The organism is Rhodococcus sp. B50 (assembly GCF_013602415.1).
In the GTDB taxonomy this organism is placed as follows: Bacteria; Actinomycetota; Actinomycetes; order Mycobacteriales; family Mycobacteriaceae; genus Rhodococcus.
Genome location: NZ_WPAG02000002.1, coordinates 1799985 through 1819186 on the forward strand (window position 1 = coordinate 1799985; position 19202 = coordinate 1819186).

Here is a 19202-nt window from a genome sequence, read left to right on the forward strand (position 1 = left end):
CGTGGCCGCATCCGAGTCCGGTAGTGAGCCGGCTGCAATCGAATTCCGGCGTCCGCGTATCGCCGACGGTAGACGACTCTGGCAGATCGCGCGTGATTCGCAGGTTCTCGACGTCAATTCCGGATACGCATATGTGTTGTGGTGTCGCGATTTCGCCGACACATCGGTTGTCGCAACCGACGATACCGATCGCCCTGTGGGGTTCGTGACCGGCTACCGCCGTCCCGATTCCCCGAACACACTGTTCGTCTGGCAGGTGGCCGTCGACGCCGACCAGCGTGGACGCGGAGTAGCGGGCCGCATGCTCGATGCCCTGCTCGACCGACTCGAACCGCTCGGCGTGACCCGTCTGGAAACAACGGTGAGTCCCGACAACGAGGCGTCGATCGCCATGTTCACCGCTCTCGCACGTCGCCGTGGAACGCATATCACTCGCACCGAGTTGTTCGCGCCCGACGATTTCCCCGATTCCCATCTGGCCGAGGATCTGTACACCGTCGGCGAATGATCGCAGCGCATCTGCGCGCGAAAATCTCATAATTCTCGAATAATCACAGGAGGACCACGACATGACCATCCTGGAAAACAAGCCCGAGACCACCCCGAAGTCCGACACCGCGATTTTCTCGCACCTCGAATCCGAGGTGCGGAGTTACAGCCGCGGTTGGCCCGTCGTTTTCGACAAGGCATCGGGTTCCTGGCTGCGCAGCGAGGACGGGAAGGATTATCTCGACTTCTTCGCCGGCGCCGGAGCCCTGAACTACGGCCACAACAACCCGATTCTCAAGTCGGCGCTCGTCGACTACATCATGGGCGACGGCATCACCCACGGCCTCGACATGCACACCGTCGCCAAGCGCAAGCTGCTCGAGACCTTCGAATCGCACGTGCTCGCACCGCGCGGCCTGGACTACAAGGTCCAGTTCCCCGGCCCGACCGGCACCAACGCGGTCGAGGCGGCACTGAAGCTCGCCCGCAAGGTCACCGGTCGTGAGTCGATCATCAACTTCACCAACGCTTTCCACGGAATGACCCTGGGCGCCCTGTCGGTGACCGGTAACTCCATGAAGCGCGCCGGCGCAGGTATCCCGCTCGTGCACGCCACGCCGATGCCGTTCGACAACTACTTCAACGGCGTCACCGAGGACTTCCAGTGGTTCTCGCGCGTCCTCGACGACGCGGGCAGCGGCCTCAACCGTCCCGCCGCGGTCATCGTCGAGACCGTGCAGGGTGAGGGTGGCGTGAATGTCGCTCGCCCCGAATGGCTTCGAGCTCTCGCCGATCTGTGCAAGGAACGCGACATCCTGCTCATCGTCGACGACGTGCAGATGGGCTGCGGTCGCACCGGCCCGTTCTTCTCGTTCGAGATCGCCGGGATCACGCCCGACATCGTGACCCTGTCCAAGTCGATCGGCGGTTACGGAATGCCGTTGGCGCTCACCCTGTTCAAGCGTGAGCTCGACGTGTGGGGACCGGGCGAGCACAACGGCACCTTCCGCGGCAACAACCCGGCCTTCGTGACGGCTGCCGCCGCCCTCGAGCACTACTGGGCCGACGACAAGCTCGAGCGCGACACGCTGCGCAAGGGCGAGCGCATCCGCCAGACCTTCATGAACCTGTCCGACATGTTCGACGGCGTCTCGACCCGCGGCCGCGGCCTGGTCCAGGGTCTGGTCTTCGAGAACCCGGACGACGCCGAGAAGGTGTGCTCCCTGGCCTTCGAGGAGGGTCTGCTCGCCGAGACCTCCGGTCCGTCGGACGAGGTCGTCAAGCTGCTGCCGCCGCTGACCATCACCGACGACGAACTCGAGTTCGGGCTCAACATCCTCGCGGAAGCGACCGCCAAGGTCCGCTCCTGAGCGGTCTGCCGCTCCGGCCGCCCCGAACCGATTTGCAGAAGAAGGACTTTCGACACCCATGATCGTTCGCACGACAGAAGAGATCACCGGCACCGAGCGCGACGTCGTCTCCGAGGACGGCCAGTGGCGCAGCAAGCGCATCATCCTCGCCGGCGACAAGGTGGGCTTCTCGTTCCACGAGACGACCATCGAGCCGGGCACCGTCAACGAGTTCCACTACGCCAACCACGTCGAAGCCGTGTGGCTGGTCGAGGGCACGGGCAAACTGCAGGACCTCGACAACGACGTGGAGTACGAGCTCGCTCCGGGCACGATGTACCTGCTCGACGGACACGAGCGTCACCGCGTGCTCCCGGAGACGCGGATGCGCATGCTCTGCGTCTTCAACCCCCCGGTCACCGGCCGTGAGGTGCACGACGAGAACGGTGTGTACCCGTTGATCGAAGAACCCGCCTGAGTGCGGTAACCACGTGACCGATGCGGGGCGGACGCTTAGAGTCGAGAACATGACTCCCGAGCGTGCGCCCCGCGTCGCTGTCGGCCCCGAGCGCGACCCCCGCTTCGAACGGGCGGTCGCGGGTGGGGGCGGTGTGCCCTGCGGGCTCGAGGACGCCCCGGACGCGCTCGTCTGGACCGCCGGACCCCAGAACTTCCCCGAGGCCCTGCCGGCCTCCGTCCGCTGGGTGCAACTCCCGTCCGCCGGAGTCGAGTACTGGCTGTCGCAGGGTGTCGTCAAGGCCCACCCGCGGGTCACCTGGACGTCCGCCGCGGGCGCGTACTCGGCGGCCGTCGCCGAACATGCCCTTCTTCTCCTCCTCGCCGGGGTCCGGGCACTGCCGGCCCACCTGGCCGCCACGTCGTGGGCACCCGAGAGCCTCGCTCCGGCCGTCGGCACTCTCCGGGGCGCGACCGTCGGGATCATCGGCGCCGGTGGGGTGGGCCGGGCGCTGATCCCGATGCTGGCCGCACTGGGCGCCCACACCCTCGCCGTCACCCGGAGCGGTCGTCCCGTGCCCGGTGCCGTCGAGACGTTCCCCGTCGAGCGGATCGACGAGATATGGTCTCTCGCAGATCATTTCGTGATCTCCGCAACGGCCACACGGGACGTCGAGACCCTCGTGGGCGCGAGTGAACTCGCCGCCATGAAATCCACGGCGTGGGTTGTCAACGTCTCCTACGGCGAACTCGTCGACACCGACGCCCTCGTTGCCGCGCTCCGGTCCGGCGCGATCGGCGGTGCAGGTCTCGACGTCACCGATCCCGAACCGCTCCCGGACGATCATCCGTTGTGGACGCAACCCAATGCCATGATCACGCCCCACGATTCCAATCCGCCGCCGCTGCGCATCCCGGCCTATCTCGAGCACGTCACCGAGAACGTCACGCGGTTCGCCTCCGGTCTCGTGCCGATCGGGGTCGTCGATCCCAGCGCCGGTTACTAGACCGCCGCGCTCACTCCGACGCCTTCTCCTGCTTCTCGTCGCGTTGCGCCCATTCGAGCAGCGTATCCAGGGAGAAGACCGCGTCGTCGATCCCCGCGTGCAGGTCGCCGAGTTCCTCGAAGCGTTTCGGTACGGTCCGGATCGTGAAGTCCCTCGGGTCGAGGTCGTCGATCTCGTCCCACCGCACGGGGGTGGAGACCGTCGCCTCGGGCACACCGCGGACCGAATAGGCACTGGCAATCGTGTGGTCGCGCGAGTTCTGGTTGTAGTCGACGAACACCGCCGACGGGTCACGTTCCTTGCGCCACCACGCCGTCGTCACGTCGCCGGACGCGCGTCGTTCCACCTCCCGCGCGAATGCCCATGCGGCCCTTCGGACGTCGTCGAATTCCCACTCGGGTGCGATCCGGACGTAGATGTGCAGACCGTCTCCTCCCGAGGTCTTCGGCCAGCCCACGGCACCGAGTTCGTCGAGCACCTCGTGCGCCACCTTCGCGACACGCCGGACCCGGTCGAAATCGCAGTCGGGCATCGGGTCGAGGTCGATCCTCCACTCGTCGGGTCGCTCCACGTCGCTGCGCCGCGAGTTCCAGGGATGGAACTCCACGGTGGACATCTGCACGGCCCACACGACGTCGGCGAGATGGGTGACGCACAGCTCGTCGGCATCGCGGTCGTAGCGCGGGAAGTGCACCCGGACGGTCTCCACCCAGTCCGGCGCCCCGCGGGGCAGACGCTTCTGGTGTACCTTCGGCCCCGCGAGCCCGTCGGGGAACCGGTGCAGCATGCAGGGCCGTTCGCGGAGTGCCCGGACGATCCCCTCCCCTACGCGCAGGTAGTAGTTCGCGAGGTCGAGCTTGGTCGCCCCGATCTCGGGGAAGTACACGCGCTCGGGGTGCGAGATGCGCACCGTGTGACCGTCCACGTCCAGCTCGACTGCAGTGGCATCCTTGCTCATCCGTGCCTCCCGTCCGTTCGCTCGTGCACCATCCTCGCGTGCCGACAGGCGTCACGGGACGATTTCCTCCGCCCGGCCGTCCCGACCGCTAACGTCGAAGCGATGCTGCTGCACTCGGTTGTCGACACCTCCGTCGCCGTCTCCGCCACACGGTCACGACGCACCAAGATCGACCTGATGCGCGAACTGCTCGACCGTGCCGAACCCCACGAGGTCGAAGCGGTGGTCTCGTGGCTGTCCGGGGAGATGACACAGGGTCGCCTCGGAGTCGGCTTCCGCACCCTCGCAGCCCTGTCCGTACCGGCGGCCGACGAGCCGACACTTTCCGTCGACGAGGTGTCGGGTCTGCTCGACCGGCTCGCCGGCGTCTCCGGTCCCGGGTCCACCGCCGCGCGGCAGCAACTGCTCGTGGAGCTGTTCGAGCGTGCCACCGAGGCCGAGCAGCGATTCCTCGTCGCGCTCCTCGGAGGTGAGCTGCGGCAGGGGGCTCTCGAAGGAGTCATGACCGATGCGGTCGCGGCCGCGGCCGGTCTCCCCGTGGAGCCGGTCCGCCGGGCGGTGATGCTGTCGGGCCGACTGGCTCAGGCCGCAGCAGCGGCCTTCGAGGGCGGCGTGGACGCCCTCGCCGGTTTCGGTCTCGAACTCGGCCGACCGGTGCGGCCGATGCTCGCCTCCCCCGCCGAGTCCCTCGAAGGCGCCCTCACCGAGTTCGACGGTGCGGTGAGCGTGGAGTACAAACTCGACGGTGCACGCATCCAGGTGCACCGCCGGGACGACGCCGTGTGGATCTTCACCCGCACACTGCGCGACATCACCACCTCGGTCCCCGAACTGGTCGATCTCGTGCGGGCGCTGCCCTGTCGCAGTGTCGTGCTCGACGGCGAGACGCTCGCGCTCACCGATTCCGGACGTCCCCGACCGTTCCAGGAGACCATGAGCCGATTCGGTGCCCGCTCCGAGCGCGAACTGCTGCTGCACCCCTACTTCTTCGACTGCCTGCATCTCGACGGCGACGACCTGCTCGACGAGCCGCTGTCGGTGCGTCTCGCCCATCTCGCTCGCGTCGCGGAAGAGCACCGCATCCCGACGCTGGTCGCTCCGGATGCCGACAGCGCCGAGGCCCATCTCGGTGACTCGCTCGGCAACGGCCATGAGGGCGTCATGGTGAAGTCGCTCACGTCGACCTACACCGCCGGCCGGCGGGGCCGGGCGTGGCAGAAGGTCAAACCGGAGCACACCCTCGATCTCGTGGTGCTCGCCGCCGAATGGGGATACGGGCGCCGCACCGGCTTCCTGTCGAATCTGCACCTGGGGGCCCGCGACCCGGACGGGGGCCCACCGATCATGGTCGGAAAGACCTTCAAGGGCCTCACCGATGCGTTGCTGCAGTGGCAGACAGCGGAATTCCCGCGGTACGAGTCGCATCGCGACGAGCACACCGTCCACCTGCGACCCGTGATCGTCGTCGAGATCGAACTCGACGGGGTCCAGACCAGCAGCCGCTATCCGGGTGGGGTCGCGCTGCGCTTCGCGCGGGTACTGCGCTACCGCCCCGACAAGTCCGTCGCCGACGCCGACACGATCGACGCGGTCCGGGCGCTGCTGCCCCCAGGGCCGGTCTCCGGAACCGGCCTACCGTAGATGGGGTGATCGACCTTCCACGCCGCTCCGACGACCTGCACACGCTCCTGCACGGACGTCGGATCGCCGTTCTCACCGGTGCCGGCCTGTCGACGGATTCCGGTATCCCCGACTATCGCGGACCGGACTCGCCCCCGCGCAATCCGATGACCTTCCAACAGTTCGTCGGCGATGCGGAGTTCCGGCAGCGTTACTGGGCCCGCAACCACGTCGGCTGGAGACACATGGACGCCGCCCGGCCCAACGCCGGGCACCGGGCCCTCGCAGCCCTCGAACGCGCAGGATCCGTCGTCGGTGTGATCACCCAGAACGTCGACTTGCTGCACACGAAGGCCGGCAGCCGCCGGGTCGTCGACCTGCACGGCACCTACGCACAGGTCCGGTGCCTGTCGTGCGAGCACCGCATCTCGCGGTTCACGCTGCACGAACACCTGTGCGCGGCCAATCCGGGATTCGACGACCGGGTCCGCGCGACGACCGGCCTCGAGGTCGCTCCCGACGCCGACGCGGTGGTCACCGACACCGAGGACTTCGTCGTAGTCGACTGCGAGCGCTGCGGAGGGATGCTCAAACCCGACATCGTGTACTTCGGGGAGACGGTTCCACGCCCGCGCGTCGATCTCGCTTATTCGGTCGTGGACGGCGCCGACGCCCTGCTGGTCGCCGGTAGTTCGCTGACGGTGCAGTCGGGGTTGCGTTTCGTGCGTCGCGCCGCGCAGCAGAACATCCCGGTGGTGGTGATCAATCGTGGACCCACGCGCGGTGATGCGCTGGCGACTCTCAAGCTCGACGCCGGCACGTCGGAGACGCTCGTCTTCCTGGCCGATGCGGTCACTGCGCCGAGTCGGTGACCGCGGTCAGATCACCCGCACGAGATCGTCGGCGTGCACCACGGGGCGTTGGAGGTCCGGCGGCAGCCGGCCCGTCGAGAAGCCGATCATGAAATCGAGTTCGGACGCGTCGTAGGCCACCACACCGCGAGCGACCGTGCGGCCGTCGGGCGCGACGATGCCCACGACGTCGCCCGCGTGGAAACCGCCACTGGTGCCGGTGATTCCGGCGGCGAGCAGGGAGCGTCTCCGTTCCATCACGGCCCGCACGGCGCCCTCGTCGAGATACAGCGAACCGTGCACGTCGGCCGCGTGACGTACCCAGAAGCGCCGCGCGGACAGACGCTGGGGGCGGGCGGCGAAAGCCGTGCCGACGTCGGCGGCGGCGAGGGCGCGGTCGGCCTGGGAAGCCGCGGCGAGCAGCACCGGCACACCGGAATCCGCCGCGAGGCGGGCCGCGGACAGCTTGGACGCCATGCCACCGGTGCCCAGTGCACCACCCGACCCGGCGACCACACCGTCGAGATCCTCGGGGGTGCGGACCTCGGGGACGAGATTCGCGGCGCCCTTGCGCGGATCCCCGTCGTACAGACCGTCGACGTCGGAGAGCAGGATCAACGCGTCGGCGCCGATGAGATGCGCGACCAGCGCAGCGAGCCGGTCGTTGTCGCCGAAACGCAGTTCGACGGTGGCAACCGTGTCGTTCTCGTTGACCACCGGAACCGCCCCGAGCGAGCGCAGACGGTCGAGCGTGCGTTGCGCGTTGCGGTGCTGGGTGCGCCGGCCGATGTCGTCGGCGGTGAGCAGAACCTGGCCCACGGTGCGGTCGTAGCGGGCGAAGGAGGTACCCCACGCGTGGGCGAGGGCGAGCTGCCCGACGCTCGCCGCGGCCTGCTTCGTCGCGAGATCACGCGGTCTGCTCGTCAGGCCGAGCGGTGCGAGACCGGCACCGACCGCGCCGGAGGAGACCACGACGACGCTCGCGCCCGTGCTGATCCGGCCTTCGATGGCGTCGACGAGACGGTCGAGACGGCTGCGGTCGAGCCCACCCACCAGGCTCGTGATCGCCGACGACCCGATCTTGACCACTACGCTGCGGGCGTGGGAGATGACCTCCCGAGTGTCGCTCATGTTTTCCTCGGTACGCTTCGGGCTTCCGGATCGATGGGAACGCGGGGCCGGCTACTCGAACTCGTCGTCGGTGGCCAGGCCGCGGCGCACCTTCTTGGCGTGGCGGCGTTCGGCGGCGCCGACGCGGTCGACCTGGTCGAGGCGGGCGTCGGTGCCGCGACCGGTCGGCACGACATCCACGCCGGCCTGCGTCTGCGGTTCCCACTCGAAGCCGACCTCGCCGATGGTGACCCAGCATCCGGGCTCCGCGCCGAGCTTGACCAGCTTGTCCTCGACCCCGAGACGCGCGAGGCGGTCGGCGAGATAACCCACTGCTTCGTCGTTGTCGAAGGCCGTCTGGCGCACCCATCGCTCGGGGCGGGTGCCCTGCACGATGAATCCGCCGGGCACTTCGGGATCGTGGACCACGGTGAAGGCCTCCTCGTCGCGGGCGACGGGACGGATCACCGGGCGGGTGGGCGCGGCCGGAGGATGCGCCGCCCGGTACTCGTCGACCATCTTCGCGAGGGCGAACGTCAGGGGGCGCAGCCCGTCGCGGCTCACGGCCGAGATCGTGAAGACCGGCCATCCGCGCGCCTCGAGTTCCGGGGTGACGAACTCGGCGAGTTCCTTCGCGTCGGGCACGTCGGCCTTGTTCAGGATCACGATGCGAGGGCGCTCGGCGAGGTCGCCGAGTCCACTGTCGCCCGACAGGGCGGGCTGGTAGGCGGCGAGTTCGGCCTCGAGTGCGTCGATGTCGGAGATCGGGTCGCGGCCGGGTTCGAGGGTCGCGCAGTCGACGACGTGCGCGAGCACGGCGCAGCGCTCGAGATGCCGGAGGAAGTCGAGACCGAGACCGCGGCCCTCGCTCGCACCCGGGATCAGACCGGGCACGTCGGCGACGGTGAAGGTCGTGTCGCCGGACTGCACCACACCGAGATTCGGCACGAGAGTGGTGAACGGATAATCGGCGATCTTCGGCTTGGCTGCCGAGAGCACCGACACGAGCGACGACTTGCCGGCCGAGGGGAAGCCCACGAGACCGACGTCGGCGACGGACTTCAACTCGAGGACGAGATCGAGTTCCTCACCCTCCTCGCCGAGCAGAGCGAAACCGGGTGCCTTGCGCGCCTTCGACGCGAGCGCCGCATTGCCGAGACCACCGCGACCACCGTGCGCGGCCACGAAACGCGTCCCGGTTCCCACGAGGTCGGCGAGGATCCGGCCCTTGGCGTCGAGCACGACGGTGCCGTCGGGAACCTTCAGGACGAGGTCGCCGCCGTTGGCGCCGTTGCGGTGGCCGCCGGCGCCCTGGGCACCGTTGGTCGCCTTCGCGTGCTGGTGGAAGTGGAAGTCGAGCAGGGTGTGGACGTTGCGGTCGACTTCGAGGACGACGTCGCCGCCGTTGCCGCCGTTACCGCCGTCGGGGCCGCCGAGCGGCTTGAACTTCTCGCGGTGGACGGAGGCGCAGCCGTTGCCGCCTTTGCCGGCGCTGACGTGCAGCACCACCCGGTCGATGAAGCGGGACATGGGTGGACCTTCTCTCGTCCTAAGAACAAACGTGGTGATCAACGCAACAAGGGCGGGTCAGGGTGTGCGACCCTGGCCCGCCCCTATTGGGAGTATGTCGCGGGTGATGTCCCCGCGGTGTCCGTACCGGACGGCAGATCAGGCGTCTGCCGTAGCCGGAACGATGTTGACGGTCTTGCGACCGCGCTTGGTACCGAACTCGACGGCACCGGCCGCGAGGGCGAACAGCGTGTCGTCGCCGCCGCGTCCCACGTTCACGCCGGGGTGGAAGTGGGTGCCGCGCTGGCGCACGATGATCTCGCCGGCGTTGACGGCCTGGCCACCGAAGCGCTTGACGCCGAGTCGCTGTGCGTTCGAATCGCGACCGTTACGGGAGCTGGATGCACCCTTCTTGTGTGCCATGACGAACCCTCCTGGGGTTGAAGCTCGAAGCTCGGTTTACTTGATGCCGGTGACCTTGACGACCGTCAGCTTCTGACGGTGGCCCTGGCGCTTGTGGTACCCGGTCTTGTTCTTGAACTTGTGGATGCGGATCTTCGGGCCCTTGGTGTGCTCGACGATCTCACCGGTGACCGAGACCTTGGCCAGCTTGTCGGCGTCGGTGGTCAGTTCGGATCCGTCGACGACGAGGACCGGGGCAAGCGAGACAGCAGCGCCGGGCTCACCCTCGATCTTCTCGACCTTGACGAGGTCGCCTTCAGCGACCTTGTACTGCTTACCGCCGGTCTTGACGATCGCGTACGTTGCCATCGGACGGCTACCCCTTGCTTCTTCGAACGTGCTCGCGCCACAGTGCTGCGGACGCGACTGGTCTGGTGTGGTTGCTGACTCGGGTGCCGCCGGCATCCTGAATCCGGACGCGGCTGGGCACTATCGCCGAGTAGCGACTGAACAAGATTACGGGAAGGTGACTCCCAGGGTCAAACCGGGCGGCGTGGTCGTGCCGCTTCCGGACCGGTCGTGAACCGGCCCGGAAGCGGGAGGTCACGCCTCGGCGTCGACCGGAGGACCCGCGGGGCGCCCTGCGGCACGCCGCGAACGCGGCCGCCGCACGATCTCCACCGGCGTCTCGATCGGTGTGCTCGGTCGGGACTCCGGCTCGGCCTCGGGCGAAGCGGCGGCCGTAGCAGGGACGACGAACACCTTGGCTGCAGGCCCGGTGTCCCCCGCGGGCGCGGCGGCCGCCCGGGCGACCCTGCGTGCACGGCGGCGACGGGGGGCCTGTTCTGCGGCCTCGGCGGAAGCCGCTCCGTCGGCGCTCTGCGCAGCCTCGGATCCAGCCGCTGCGGTTGCGGTTACGGCAACCTCGGACACTGCGGTCTCCGAGACTGACGTGTCCGAGACTGCGGACTCGGCCGCTGCGACCTCTGCTTCGATCTCGGCGGGCTCGTCGGAGGCGGTCGTCACCGTGGTGGCGTCCTCCCCTGCGACGGAGTCCTTCGTCGGCGCGGCGAGCTTCTCCGGCTTAACGGCATGCAGCGGCTCGGTGACCTTGACCGGATCGACCTCGGCGGCCGGTGCTGCCGCGGTGTCCGTCACGGCCGCAGCCTCCGGCGCGGTCTCGGCCGCCGACGCTTCGTCGGCCGGTGCCGAATTGTGCGCGGCCATCGCGAGCGCCACGGGATGCGGTGCACGCTTGACCACCTCGTCGGACGACTGCGTGGGCGTCTCGGGGGGCTCCTGCGCGCTCTTGTCGCGCCCACGCTTACGGCGCGAACCACCACCGGACGACCGGGCCGAATCGTCCGAGGACTTCGACTCGATCGGCTCCGAGTGCACGATGAGGCCCCGGCCACTGCAGTGTTCGCAGGTAGTGGAGAACGCTTCGACGAGACCGGTCCCGAGCCGCTTGCGCGTCATCTGGACCAGGCCGAGCGAGGTGACCTCGGAGACCTGGTGGCGGGTGCGGTCCCGGCCGAGCGCCTCGGTCAGGCGCCGCAGCACGAGGTCGCGGTTGGACTCGAGCACCATGTCGATGAAGTCGACGACGATCATGCCGCCGATATCACGTAGGCGCATCTGCCGGACGATCTCCTCGGCCGCCTCGAGGTTGTTGCGGGTGACCGTTTCTTCGAGATTGCCGCCGGAACCGGTGAACTTGCCGGTGTTGACATCGATGACGGTCATCGCCTCGGTGCGGTCGATGACGAGCGTGCCGCCGGAGGGCAGCCACACCTTGCGGTCGAGTGCCTTCGCGAGCTGCTCGTCGATACGGTGCGCGCCGAAGACATCCACCGAGTTCTCCGAGCGGTAGCGCTCGACGCGCGGCAGCAGGTCGGGTGCGACCGTGCGGATGTAGCTCTCGACCGTGTTCCATGCGGAGTCGCCCTCGATGACGAGCTTGGAGAAGTCCTCGTTGAACAGGTCGCGCACGACCTTGACGAGCAGATCCGGCTCCTCGTAGAGGGTCTTCGGCTGTCCCGAGGCGTCGGCCTGCAGCTTCTCGGACTGCTCGCGGATCGCCTCCCACTGCGTCTGCAGCCGGGTCACGTCGCGCGAGAGCTCGTCCTCGCTCACGCCTTCGGCAGCGGTACGGATGATCACACCCGCCTCGGCCGGGACGATCTCGCGGAGGACGTCCTTGAGACGCTTGCGCTCGGTGTCGGGCAGCTTGCGGCTGATGCCCGTGGACGAGCCACCCGGCACGTACACCAGGAAGCGCCCGGCCAGGCTGATCTGGGTGGTCAGACGCGCACCCTTGTGGCCGACCGGGTCCTTGCTGACCTGCACGACCACCTGATCGCCGGGCTTGAGGGCCTGTTCGATCTTGCGCGAGTTGCCGCCGAGGCCCGCGGCCTCCCAGTTCACCTCGCCGGCGTAGAGCACGCCGTTGCGTCCGCGGCCGATGTCGATGAACGCGGCCTCCATGGACGGCAGCACGTTCTGCACGCGGCCCAGGTAGATGTTGCCGACCATCGACGCCGATCCGGAGGTCGTGACGAAGTGCTCGACGAGGATGCCGTCCTCGAGCACCGCGACCTGCGTCATGCCTGCGTGGGCGCCACCCGTGCGCTCGCGCACGACCATCACCCGGTCGACGGCCTCGCGACGCGCGAGGAACTCCGACTCGGTGAGGATAGGGGGACGACGGCGACCGGCCTCGCGGCCGTCGCGGCGACGCTGACGCTTCGCCTCGAGACGCGTCGAACCGCTGATGCCCTGAACTTCGTCCTTGACGCGGCTCTTCGGACGCGGCTCCCGTTCGTGGACGACCGTGGGAACCGAGTCGTCCTCGGTGCTCGCGGTGTCGGTGTCTGCGGAACCGCGACGACGACGGCGGCGGCGACGGCGACGCGACGTCCCGCCGCCCTGCTCGTCGTCATCCTCGTGCTCGTCGGCGCCCTGCTCGTCGCCCGAGATCGCCTCCTCGGCGGTGTCCTTCTCGGTGTCGGGCTTCTCCTCGGCGGTGGACTCCTCGGTCTCCGCGGTGGACGACTCGATGTCGTCGCCGGTCGCCGTGGTCTCGTCCTGCTCGGTGTCGGTACCGTCCCCACGGCCCCGCCCACGACCGCGACGTCCGCGGCGCCGGCGACGCGGCTGGTCGTCCTGGTCTTCCTCGGCCTGCGAGGAGGTCCCTTCCTCAGCGGACTCAGCGGACTCGGCGGCGGCCGGTTCGGCGGACTCGGCGGGCTGCTGCTCTTCCTCGGCCACCGGCTGCTCGGTGTCCTTGCCACGGCGCGCACGTCGCCGCCGCGGGCGGGTCTCCTCCTCCTCGGCGGGCGAGGGCACCTCGGGCTGCAGGAACAGCGGCGCGGCGACGATCGGCTCGGCCGTGGTGGACGGCTCGGGCATCTCGAACAGCGGAGTGCTCTGCTCCACCGACGTGAACAGCCCGGTGGGTCCTCCGACGGACGGGGTCTCGACTGCCTGCGGCGCGGTCTCGTCCGCGGTCTTCTCGGCGGGCCGGATCTCTCCACTCTCGACCGGCACCGCCTCGGCGCTCTCGACCGGCACCGCCTCGGCGCTCTCGACCGGCACCGCCTCGGCGCTCTCGACCGGCACCGCCTCGGCGCTCTCGACCGGCACCGCCTGGGCGGTCTCCCCTGCCTCTGCCTTCGCAGGCTCGGGAGCGGTTTCGGCTGCCGGCTCGGGAGCCGTGCCCTCGGGAACCGCTTCGGCTTCCTCCACGGCAGGCTCGGGCGTGCCCGTATCGCTCAGCGCGGCGTGCAGATCCTCCGCGACGTCGCGAGGGAGCGTCGAGTGCGCACTGCGCAGCTCGGTCCCCCGCTCGGCGGCTTTCGCAATCACCTGCTTACTGGTCAGCCCCAGCAACTTGGCGAGGGCATGGACGCGGATCTTGGCAGGCAGACCGAGGAGGTTTCGTCCCCCTGCGTCCGACGCTTCGATCGAGTTGTTCTCCGGCGGCTCTTGATCGGCCACGTAGGTCTCCTAAGGCCCCCGGGCGCGTCCACCACCGACTACAGCGATGTGAGCGGCCACGCGGGGGCGCAGCTTGTGTACTCGCGCCGGGTGGGCGCGAGTCCTTCCGGTCTCGCATCGCGCGGTCGTCCGGTGCCCGTTTTCACTGCACGGCCGAGCAATGCCTGGCTTGATCGCGGGTCGAGCGCCGGAACATCCAGCGTGTCGCCGAGCGAGGTGTCTCCTTCGTCCTCGGCCACAGCGATGTCGGGCATCGATCCGTGATGTCGTTCGGCCGCTCCGCACGCGGTGTGTGCGGGGCAACCTCTGCCAGTATCCCACACGGAGATGTCCGGATATGCCAACGGCGCCCCGGAGGGCGCCGTCGGAGGTGTCGGAGGCGCGAAGCGCGACGCCCGAACGGTTTCGTGGGCGACACGCCAGGCGCGCCGCTCGATGCGGGGTACTACTTCGCCAGGGCGGGGAACCAGAGAGCGATCTCGCGCTCGGCGGACTCCACCGAGTCGGAACCGTGGACGAGGTTCTCGCCCGGATCCAGGCCGAGGTCGCCGCGGATCGAGCCGGGAACGGCCTTCTCGACCGGATCGGTGCCACCGGCGAGCTGCCGGAAGGCCGCGATCGCGCGGGGGCCCTCGAGGACCGCCGCCACGAGCGGGCCGCCGGTGATGAACTCGATCAGCGAGGGGTAGAAAGGCTTGCCCTCGTGCTCCGCGTAGTGCGCACCTGCGACCTCCTCGGTCGCCGTACGCAGCTCGAGAGCCACGATGTCCAGCCCCTTGCGCTCGATGCGCGAGAGAATCTCTCCGACATGACGGCGTGCGACGCCGTCGGGCTTGATCAGTACCAGGGTCCGCTCAGTCACGCGACAAGCCTAGAGGTTCAGTCCCGCTGGCCCGGGAGCAGACCCCTGGATTCACGATCCCTGATGTCTTTGCGCAGGTAGAAGATGTACGCCCACACCACGGCGAAGAGCACGCCCACCGCGCCGAACGCGAGGTCGACGAAGAAGCCCAGCACGGCGAGCACCTGCAGGGTGATGTTGAACGGGATCGCCCATGACTTCTTCTGCACCCCGGCGCCGAGGAACATCAGGACGGCGAGGCCCACGACGTAGGTCGTCGACCACGCGCTCAGTCCCCCGCCGACGGTCGCGATGACCGGCAGCACCAGCAGGACCACGATCGCCTCGAGCACGAGCGTTCCCGCCATCACGCCGCGGAAACCCTTCCACGGGTCCGTCGTCGGCGGCCGGAACTTCTGTTCCTCCGGCTTGTCGTTACTCACGCGGGATCCTTTCCGAACAGACTGCGGGCCGCCCCTGCGGTCACCACCGAACCGGTGACCACGACCCCGGCACCCGACACCGCTTCGCCGGGTTCCCCGACCTCTTCCGCGATGGCGATGGCGGTCTCGATGGCATCCGGGAGCGTCGCGGCAGTGACGACCCGTTCGTCACCGAATCGGGCGACGGCGATGTTTGCGAGGTCGTCGACGTCCATCGCCCGCGGCGACCCGTTGTGGGTGACGACGATCTCGTCGAAGACCGGCTCGAGCGCCTCGATCAGACCCGCGACGTCCTTGTCGGCCATGACGCTCACGACGCCGACGAGCTTGCGGAAGTCGAACTCCTGCGCGAGCGCGGCGGCAAGAGCCTTCGCCCCGTGCGGGTTGTGCGCGGCGTCGAGGAAGACGGTAGGCGCATTGCGCACCCGCTCGAGCCGGCCGGGGGTGGTCACCGAGGCGAAGGCGTCGCGCACCGCCTCGACGTCGAGTTGCTTGCCCGGGCCCGCCCCGAAGAACGCCTCGACGGCGGCCAGCGCGACCGACGCGTTGTGGGCCTGATGTTCACCGTGGAGCGGCAGGAAGATGTCGGTGTAGAGACCACCGAGACCCTGCAGGTCGATCTGCTGTCCGCCGACCGCGACCGCGCGCCGGACCACCGCGAACTCGGAGCCCTGACGGGCCACGGCCGCGTCGGCCTCGACGGCCTGCCGCAGCAGCACGTCCATCGCCTCGGGTTCCTGCTGCGCGATGATCGCCACGGTGTCGCGGGGCACGAGACCGTCGTCGGGTGCCTTCTTGATGATCCCGGCCTTCTCACCCGCGATCTCCGTGAGGGTGTCGCCGAGATAGCCGGTGTGGTCGATGCCGATGGGCGTGATCACCGCGACCTGCCCGGTGACGACGTTGGTGGCGTCCCAACGTCCACCGAGACCCACCTCGACGACGGCGACGTCCACCGGGGCGTCGGCGAAGGCCGCGAACGCCATGGCGGTGGTCACCTCGAACTTGCTCATCTTCGGCCCGCCGGCCGCCTCGGACTGCTCGTCGATCATCTCGACGTACGGTTCGATGTCGCGGTAGGTGTCGACATAGGTGCGCGGTGAGACCGGAGCGCCGTCGATGCTGATCCGCTCGGTGGCGAGCTGCAGGTGCGGGCTCGTCGTGCGACCGACCCGGTGATGCATGCGTGTGAGCAGCGCATCGATCATCCGGGTGGTCGACGTCTTGCCGTTGGTGCCGGCCACATGGATCGACGGGTAGCTGTTCTGCGGCGACCCGAGGATGTCCATGAGCGCGGCGATCCGCGCCAGGGACGGTTCGATCTTCGTCTCCGGCCACCGCTTGTCGAGTTCGGCCTCGACGAGCGTCAGTTCGGCGAGGTCCACCGGGGACGGCGACCCCGGGGTGTCGGTGCTCACGCCGCGCCCAGCTCCTTCAGCCGCGCGGTGATCCGCGCGATCTCCTCTTCGGCGATCTGCTTGCGACCGCGAATCTTCTCGACCACCTGATCGGGTGCCTTGGCGAGGAACGCCTCGTTCGACAGCTTCGCGGACGTGCCCGCCAGTTCCTTCTCCGCGACGGCGAGATCCTTGCGCAGGCGGGCGATCTCGGCGCCGACGTCGATGCTGCCCGAGGTGTCGAGCTCGACGGTGACCGTCGCGCGGCTCAGCCGGACCTCGATCGACGCCGTGGCGGAGAACGAGTCCTCCGGCTCGGTCAGGCGCGCGAGCGACTGCACGGCCGGCACCTGGGCGACGAGGTCGGCATCCTCGACGCCGACGAGCCGGGCCGCCACCTTCTGCGACGGCTTGAGGCCCTGGTCGCTCCGGAAGCGACGGATCTCGGTGACGAGCTTCTGCAGGTCGGCGACGCGCTGCGCCGCGGTCTCGTCGGTGGGCACTCCGGACGTCTCGGGCCAGGACGCGATCACCACGGATTCGCCGCCGGTGAGCACCTTCCACAGCGTCTCGGTGACGAACGGGATGACCGGGTGCAGCAGACGCAGCAGCTGGTCGAGGACGGCGCCGAGTACGACCTTGGTTCCGTCGGCGTGGACGCTGCCCTCGGCGAGCTGGACCTTGGCGAGCTCGAGATACCAGTCGCAGACCTCGTCCCACGCGAAGTGGTAGAGCGCCTCGCACGCCTTGGAGAACTCGTAGTGGTCGAAGGCCGCGTCGACCTCGGTGCGCACCTGCTCGAGGCGGTCGAGGATCCACCGGTCGGCATCGGTCAGCTGCTCACGGGCAGGGAGCTCGCCGATCACCGCACCGTTCATGAGCGCGAACTTGGTCGCGTTGAACAGCTTGTTCGCGAAGTTGCGCGACGACTGGGCGTGGTCCTCACCGACGGAGAGGTCGCCACCCGGGTTCGCGCCGCGCGCCAGGGTGAAGCGCAGGGCGTCGGCGCCGAAGCGCTCGACCCAGTCGAGCGGGTCGATGCCGTTGCCTCGCGACTTGGACATCTTCTTGCCGAACTGGTCGCGGACCAGGCCGTGCAGGAACAGATCCCGGAACGGCACCTGCGCCTGGTGCACGGCGTCGTCGCCCGACACGTAGGTGCCGAACATCATCATGCGCGCGACCCAGAAGAACAGGATGTCGTAGCCGGTGACGAGAACGCTGGTGGGATAGAACTTGTCGAGTTCGGGGGTCTTCTCCGGCCAGCCCATCGTCGAGAACGGCCACAGACCGGACGAGAACCACGTGTCGAGCACGTCCGGGTCCTGATCCCAGCCGTCGGGTGCGGTCTCGTCGGGACCGAAGCACTCGACCTCTCCGTTCGGGCCGTACCAGATCGGGATGCGGTGACCCCACCACAGCTGACGCGAGATGCACCAGTCGTGCATGTTGTCGACCCAGTCGAACCAGCGCGGTTCCTGGCTCGCGGGGTGGATGACGGTGTGGCCGTTGCGCACTGCATCGCCGGCGGCCTTCGCGAGCTTGTCGACCTTGACCCACCACTGCATCGACAGGCGCGGTTCGATGGTCTCGCCGGACCGCTCGGAGTGGCCGACGCTGTGCAGGTAGGGGCGCTTCTCGGCGACGACGCGTCCCTGCGCGGCGAGTTCCTCGCGGATCGCGACGCGTGCCTCGAAGCGGTCCATGCCGTCGAAGCGTGTGCCCGAATCGGCGATGCGACCGGCCTTGTCCATGATCGTGGGCATCGGCAGGTCGTGCCGCAGACCCATCTCGAAGTCGTTGGGGTCGTGCGCAGGCGTGATCTTCACTGCGCCCGTACCGAATTCGGGGTCGACGTAGTCGTCGGCGATGATCGGGATCTGCCGCCCGGTGATGGGATGCTCCAGCGTGGTGCCGATGATGTCCTTGTAGCGCTCGTCCTCGGGGTGGACCGCGACCGCGGTGTCGCCGAGCATCGTCTCGACGCGGGTGGTGGCGACGATCACGTGCGGCTCGTCGTCGTTGAGGGAGCCGTAGCGCAGGGAGACGAGTTCGCCTTCGACCTCCTCGAACTTCACCTCGATGTCGGAGATCGCGGTCTGCAGCACGGGCGACCAGTTGACCAGGCGCTCGGCGCGGTAGATCAGGCCCTCGTCGTAGAGGCGCTTGAACATCACCTGGACAGCGCGGGAAAGCCCGTCGTCCATGGTGAAGCGGTCGCGCGACCAGTCGACGCCGTCGCCGATGCGACGCATCTGGCCCTGGATCGTGCCGCCGGACTCGGCCTTCCACTGCCAGACCTTCTCGATGAAGGCCTCGCGGCCGAGGTCCTCCTTCTTCTTGCCGTCGGCGGCGAGCTGCTTCTCGACGACGGTCTGGGTGGCGATACCGGCGTGGTCCATGCCGGGCAGCCACAGCACCTCGTAGCCCTGCATGCGCTTCCGGCGGGAGAGCACGTCCATCAGGGTGTGGTCGAGGGCGTGACCCATGTGCAGGCTGCCGGTGACGTTCGGCGGCGGAAGGACGATCGAGTACCCGGGCTTGTCGCTCCTGGGGTCGGCCTCGAAGTAGCCGGCGTCCACCCACTGCTGGTAGAGCTCCGCTTCGACGGCGCTGGGGTCCCAGCTCTTGGGAAGGGCGTCGGCGGGGTTCTGCGAGTTCTCTGGCGCACTGGTCACCCGTCAATCGTAAGCGTCGAAGGCGAACGTCCTGGACAGGGGCCACGACCGGAGGGTGTGGCTCGGTCCCCGATCGGGTATCGCATTGCCGGG

The 19202-nt window shown here is 68.7% G+C and carries 17 protein-coding genes; 6 read left to right on the forward strand and 11 right to left on the reverse strand.

The features are described from left to right. Position 1 precedes the first annotated feature (1 nt). From ectA to GON09_RS08670, 4 genes are all read left to right on the forward strand, one after another. Positions 2-508: a diaminobutyrate acetyltransferase gene (gene ectA / locus GON09_RS08655; RefSeq protein ID WP_213931441.1), complete on the forward strand. Its 507-nt coding sequence runs from the start codon at positions 2-4 to the stop codon at positions 506-508. 61 nt (positions 509-569) lie between these two features. Continuing rightward, positions 570-1859, forward strand: coding sequence for a diaminobutyrate--2-oxoglutarate transaminase (ectB, locus tag GON09_RS08660; protein ID WP_213931442.1), 1290 nt, complete (start codon positions 570-572; stop codon positions 1857-1859). 58 nt (positions 1860-1917) lie between these two features. Further along, positions 1918-2316 carry an ectoine synthase gene (locus tag GON09_RS08665; RefSeq protein ID WP_213931443.1) on the forward strand — a complete coding sequence of 133 codons (399 nt, stop codon included), beginning with the start codon at positions 1918-1920 and terminating at the stop codon, positions 2314-2316. 49 nt (positions 2317-2365) lie between these two features. Next, positions 2366-3301 carry a D-isomer specific 2-hydroxyacid dehydrogenase family protein gene (locus tag GON09_RS08670; RefSeq protein WP_213931444.1) on the forward strand — a complete coding sequence of 312 codons (936 nt, stop codon included), beginning with the start codon at positions 2366-2368 and terminating at the stop codon, positions 3299-3301. Positions 3302-3311: 10 nt separating this feature from the next. Here the strand turns inward: GON09_RS08670 and ligD are convergent, their stop codons facing one another. Next, positions 3312-4259, reverse strand: a complete 948-nt coding sequence (ligD, locus tag GON09_RS08675; RefSeq protein ID WP_213931445.1) for a non-homologous end-joining DNA ligase — start codon at positions 4257-4259, stop codon at positions 3312-3314. A 102-nt stretch (positions 4260-4361) separates the two neighbouring features. Here ligD and GON09_RS08680 point away from each other — a divergent pair, with 102 nt between their 5' ends. Then, positions 4362-5900, forward strand: a complete 1539-nt coding sequence (locus GON09_RS08680) for an ATP-dependent DNA ligase (protein ID WP_213931446.1) — start codon at positions 4362-4364, stop codon at positions 5898-5900. Positions 5901-5905: 5 nt separating this feature from the next. Then, a complete protein-coding gene (locus GON09_RS08685; RefSeq protein ID WP_213931447.1) occupies positions 5906-6751 on the forward strand; it encodes an NAD-dependent protein deacetylase in 846 nt (281 codons plus the stop codon). A gap of 6 nt (positions 6752-6757) precedes the next feature. Here the strand turns inward: GON09_RS08685 and proB are convergent, their stop codons facing one another. From proB to GON09_RS08735, 10 genes are all read right to left on the reverse strand, one after another. After that, on the reverse strand, positions 6758-7861 hold the full coding sequence (proB, locus tag GON09_RS08690; RefSeq protein ID WP_213931448.1) for a glutamate 5-kinase: 1104 nt from the start codon (positions 7859-7861) through the stop codon (positions 6758-6760). 51 nt (positions 7862-7912) lie between these two features. Further along, positions 7913-9370, reverse strand: a complete 1458-nt coding sequence (gene obgE, locus GON09_RS08695) for a GTPase ObgE (RefSeq protein WP_213931449.1) — start codon at positions 9368-9370, stop codon at positions 7913-7915. Between the two features lie 138 nt (positions 9371-9508). Further along, a complete protein-coding gene (gene rpmA, locus GON09_RS08700) occupies positions 9509-9772 on the reverse strand; it encodes a 50S ribosomal protein L27 (RefSeq protein WP_016934951.1) in 264 nt (87 codons plus the stop codon). A gap of 36 nt (positions 9773-9808) precedes the next feature. Next, positions 9809-10120, reverse strand: coding sequence for a 50S ribosomal protein L21 (rplU, locus tag GON09_RS08705; RefSeq protein ID WP_006551183.1), 312 nt, complete (start codon positions 10118-10120; stop codon positions 9809-9811). A 234-nt stretch (positions 10121-10354) separates the two neighbouring features. Next, complete coding sequence (locus GON09_RS08710) at positions 10355-13750, reverse strand: translation initiation factor IF-2 N-terminal domain-containing protein (protein WP_374195292.1); 3396 nt, start codon at positions 13748-13750, stop codon at positions 10355-10357. Positions 13751-13788: 38 nt separating this feature from the next. After that, positions 13789-14004 (reverse strand): hypothetical protein, encoded by a 216-nt coding sequence (locus GON09_RS08715; protein WP_213931450.1) that lies wholly within the window; start codon positions 14002-14004, stop codon positions 13789-13791. A gap of 191 nt (positions 14005-14195) precedes the next feature. Next, positions 14196-14612, reverse strand: coding sequence for a nucleoside-diphosphate kinase (gene ndk, locus GON09_RS08720; RefSeq protein WP_213931451.1), 417 nt, complete (start codon positions 14610-14612; stop codon positions 14196-14198). A 17-nt stretch (positions 14613-14629) separates the two neighbouring features. Continuing rightward, a complete protein-coding gene (locus tag GON09_RS08725) occupies positions 14630-15034 on the reverse strand; it encodes a DUF4233 domain-containing protein (RefSeq protein ID WP_016932615.1) in 405 nt (134 codons plus the stop codon). Continuing rightward, a complete protein-coding gene (gene folC, locus GON09_RS08730; RefSeq protein ID WP_213931452.1) occupies positions 15031-16452 on the reverse strand; it encodes a bifunctional tetrahydrofolate synthase/dihydrofolate synthase in 1422 nt (473 codons plus the stop codon). Before folC ends, GON09_RS08725 begins: the two co-directional genes overlap by 4 nt. Then, the gene (locus GON09_RS08735; RefSeq protein WP_213931453.1) at positions 16449-19109 is read right to left on the reverse strand and encodes a valine--tRNA ligase; all 2661 of its coding nucleotides are present in this window, start codon (positions 19107-19109) and stop codon (positions 16449-16451) included. The genes folC and GON09_RS08735 overlap by 4 nt, the downstream gene beginning before the upstream one ends. Between the last annotated feature and the right edge of the window lie 93 nt (positions 19110-19202).

Bases quoted from the DNA above. Each gene is read 5' to 3' on its own strand.
- GON09_RS08665 (WP_213931443.1), top strand. From the start codon at position 1,918: ATGATCGTTCGCACGACAGAAGAGATCACCGGCACCGAGCGCGACGTC.
- GON09_RS08670 (WP_213931444.1), top strand. From the start codon at position 2,366: ATGACTCCCGAGCGTGCGCCCCGCGTCGCTGTCGGCCCCGAGCGCGAC.
- rpmA (WP_016934951.1), bottom strand. From the start codon at position 9,772: ATGGCACACAAGAAGGGTGCATCCAGCTCCCGTAACGGTCGCGATTCG.
- obgE (WP_213931449.1), bottom strand. From the start codon at position 9,370: ATGTCCCGCTTCATCGACCGGGTGGTGCTGCACGTCAGCGCCGGCAAA.
- rplU (WP_006551183.1), bottom strand. From the start codon at position 10,120: ATGGCAACGTACGCGATCGTCAAGACCGGCGGTAAGCAGTACAAGGTC.
- GON09_RS08680 (WP_213931446.1), top strand. From the start codon at position 4,362: ATGCTGCTGCACTCGGTTGTCGACACCTCCGTCGCCGTCTCCGCCACA.
- ectB (WP_213931442.1), top strand. From the start codon at position 570: ATGACCATCCTGGAAAACAAGCCCGAGACCACCCCGAAGTCCGACACC.
- ligD (WP_213931445.1), bottom strand. From the start codon at position 4,259: ATGAGCAAGGATGCCACTGCAGTCGAGCTGGACGTGGACGGTCACACG.
- GON09_RS08715 (WP_213931450.1), bottom strand. From the start codon at position 14,004: ATGCCCGACATCGCTGTGGCCGAGGACGAAGGAGACACCTCGCTCGGC.
- proB (WP_213931448.1), bottom strand. From the start codon at position 7,861: ATGAGCGACACTCGGGAGGTCATCTCCCACGCCCGCAGCGTAGTGGTC.